This is a genomic window from Achromobacter sp. GbtcB20 (assembly GCF_019091095.1).
Taxonomy (GTDB): domain Bacteria; phylum Pseudomonadota; class Gammaproteobacteria; order Burkholderiales; family Burkholderiaceae_B; genus Achromobacter; species Achromobacter mucicolens.
On the sequence record NZ_JAGXJZ010000406.1, the window covers coordinates 1 to 310 of the forward strand.

Genomic DNA, 310 nt, shown 5'->3' on the forward strand with positions numbered 1-310 from the left:
GCGGCATCGTGGTCACCGTCCCGACCACCGATGACTCCGTCTTCGAAGGCCGCGAACAGCTGACGCTGGACGCCACGTTGACCGGCAGCTCGGCCAGCGGCATCGCGCTGCCTGGCACCATCACCGACTCGGGCAGCGCTGTCATTGTTGACGATCACGGTTCGGGCGCAGACGTGCCGACCCTGTCCGTCTCGGATGCCGGCGACGTCGATGAAGGCAACGACGCTGTCTTTAACGTCGCCCTGTCCAAGCCGGTCGACGCCGACACCACCCTGACGTTCACGCTCGGTGGCCAGATCGAAGCCGGCGA

General features: G+C 66.5%; 1 pseudogene. It reads left to right on the top strand.

Annotation, left to right across the window (positions count from 1 at the left end):
* Nucleotides 1-310, top strand: a pseudogene (locus KVT32_RS29525) (hypothetical protein); the annotation flags it as partial.